The 1,920-nt window shown below is 60.3% G+C and carries 2 protein-coding genes and 1 pseudogene; 1 reads left to right on the top strand and 2 read right to left on the bottom strand.

From position 1 onward, the window contains the following. Positions 1 to 1,279: recombinase family protein (locus J3E64_RS20575; RefSeq protein ID WP_253345117.1), on the bottom strand; the 1,279-nt coding region annotated here is incomplete at its 3' end. Next, on the bottom strand, positions 1,266 to 1,451 hold the full coding sequence (locus tag J3E64_RS20570) for a hypothetical protein (protein WP_253345116.1): 186 nt from the start codon (positions 1,449 to 1,451) through the stop codon (positions 1,266 to 1,268). The genes J3E64_RS20575 and J3E64_RS20570, both read right to left, overlap by 14 nt. A gap of 323 nt (positions 1,452 to 1,774) precedes the next feature. Between J3E64_RS20570 and J3E64_RS20565 the strand changes: the two are divergent. After that, a pseudogene (locus tag J3E64_RS20565) lies at positions 1,775 to 1,920 on the top strand (transposase domain-containing protein); the annotation flags it as partial.

Here is a 1,920-nt window from a genome sequence, read left to right as displayed (position 1 = left end):
CGTATCGGGCTTGCTGCAAGTCCAGCTCCACCATGCGGTGCCGTTCTTCCAGATTATCCCGATGCGCCCGATCAGCTTCCATTGCGGCCTCGATCGCCATCGGCGTCACGGCTCTCAATATCTCTTTGCCTATGGCAGGGTCGATGCGAGATGCGCCAAAAGTCATGCATCGTGGCTTGGCCAGCATCTGGTTGATACGTTCGCAGCGGTAATAGGGATGACCCGGAGGCCGGCCCGAATAGACAACGCCCAACCGTCTTCCACATCGGCCGCAGGTGAGCAGGCCCGCGAGCAACGCGCGGCCACCACGACCAGACTTGATGCCGCCCTTCTGTCCGAAGGCGTTGATGGCGATATGGCTCTGGTTCCTCTCAAACTCACTCCAATCGATATAGCCTTCGTGATGATCCTGGAGCAGCACTTCCCACGTTCCAAAGGGCTTGCTGTGGCCGTAACTTTTGCGTGCCCTGCCATCGACAATCTCGGTTCGCTTCTCGCTTTTACCATAGACATAGACCCCAGCGTAGAAGGGGTTCTTCAGGATCGAAATAACGCTTCGATAGCGAACCGGCACCCAGTCGAAGGACACCGTTTTGCGGCCGTCAGAAGGGCGGGGAAAATGGAAATTGTCAGCTGTCAGCGAAATCAGCACCTGGCGGGCGCTGCCAAGCTCGCGGAAACGCGAAAAGATGAGGCGGATCGCCTCCTGTACCCGGATATCGGGATCCAGCCCCAGGCCGTATTCGCGGTGCCAGATATAGCCGATCGGAACACTGAGGCGCAGTTCTCCCCGCCTTGCCTTGGCGCGCGCCGCGTCAAGCATGCGTGTTCGCAAAATGCCAAGCTCAAACTCGCTGATGCTGCCCTTCATGCCCAACAACAATCGATCGTTTGGTCGACAGGGATCGTATACCCCATCGAGATCGATCACGCGCGCTTCAACCAGGCCACACAGCTCCAAAAGGTGGTGCCAGTCCCGGCCATTACGGGAAAGGCGCGATGCGTCCAAGCAAAGCACCGCGCCAACCTTGCCCGTGCACAGGCCGCTGACCAGTCGTTCGAAACCGGGGCGGTCGACAGTGCCGCTGGCGGTCCGACCAAGGTCATCGTCGATCACCTCGACATCGTGAAATCCCCAGCGTCGCGCAACATCGACAAGCTCATATTGTCGGCGCTGGCTCTCCAGGTTGTTCTGGACCTGACCCGGGGTCGACTGTCGGACATACACCACAGCTTTGCGCTTGAGCACCGTGACTGGAAGGAGATCATTGCCCGTCATCGCTGGCCTCCTTCGCCGCGACGCCGGCTGCGGCCATCAAGAGGGTCGCCAGCCTGGCAACAGCGGCGCCTCGCTGCGCCTCGCTCAGGCCTCGCATCTGCGGCGTATCGAGCGGCATGCTCAGCTGCTGGGTCAGCATCGGTAGCGACGAGGGTCGTGGTAGTGCCTTCATGGCGCGCCTCCTGGATGGCCGTGAGTCCATCCGTCGAAGTCTGCCTGAAACCGCGATCGGTAAGCAGTCCATGAAGCTCTACAAGCCCAATCACCGCAACGCGCGGTTCGCCCATCTCCATGTCGGCGCACAACGCCCTGTCCAGCATCCACTCTGCGACCTGGATGATCTCACCCGGCCTGATCTCTACCCGGATGATCGCGCCATTGGCCCGGTCCTCGCGGCCTTCATGCCGAAAACGACTGCCGTAATATGGATGCCAGCGATAATGAAACTCTACCATCTGCCCGACATGGGCAGAATGACCCTGCGATGGCGATCGCCGCAAGAACTGGATCTTTGCCGGATCGAAGGCTGGCGGCGAACGGGCTGCGGCCATCTACTCCGTCATCGAAACCGCGAAGCTCAATGGCATCGAACCGCAGGCCTACATCGCCGATGTCATCGAGAAGATCGCTGGCGACTGGCC

Source organism: Sphingobium sp. OAS761 (genome assembly GCF_024168485.1).
Lineage (GTDB): Bacteria > Pseudomonadota > Alphaproteobacteria > Sphingomonadales > Sphingomonadaceae > Sphingobium.
The sequence above is the reverse complement of the archived record's forward strand: the minus strand, read 5'-3'. Positions and strand labels throughout refer to the sequence as shown.

Coding starts and splice junctions, on each gene's coding strand:
- J3E64_RS20570 (WP_253345116.1), bottom strand. CDS start 1,451: ATGAAGGCACTACCACGACCCTCGTCGCTACCGATGCTGACCCAGCAG.